Origin of the sequence: Mordavella massiliensis (assembly GCF_016901695.1) — a bacterium.
Taxonomy (GTDB): Bacteria; Bacillota; Clostridia; order Lachnospirales; family Lachnospiraceae; genus Claveliimonas; species Claveliimonas massiliensis_A.
The window spans coordinates 1-359 of record NZ_JACJKS010000083.1 but is presented as its reverse complement, the minus strand read 5'-3'; the positions used below and the strand labels follow the sequence as shown (position 1 = coordinate 359).

General features: G+C 44.0%; 1 protein-coding gene. It reads left to right on the top strand.

The annotated features are described in order from the left end of the window. Window positions 1-311 (top strand): transposase (locus H6A20_RS13210; RefSeq protein ID WP_204907547.1); only part of this gene is annotated, 311 nt, incomplete at its 5' end. Window positions 312-359 lie beyond the last annotated feature (48 nt).

The window sequence follows — 359 nt, the reverse complement described above, 5'->3', positions numbered from 1 at the left end:
AGAAATGGACGCCTAAATATCCGAACTCCATGAAACGCTGGAAAGATAACTGGGATGCGATTTCTCCGATTTTCAAATTTTCAACAGATGTGCGGAAGGTCATATATACAACCAATGCTATAGAATCATTAAATTCCACCTATCGGAGACTCAACCAGCAGAGAAGCGTTTTTCCGAGCGATACGGCACTGTTGAAAGCCCTGTATCTGGCCACCTTTGAAGCCACCAAAAAATGGACAACTACCATCCGAAACTGGGGCCAGGTCTATGGTGAGTTGAGTATTATGTATGAAGGACGGCTGCCAGATTAAATCCATATCCAGGTTAAAACAGGCGGAAAAGCCGCCTGTTATTGACAT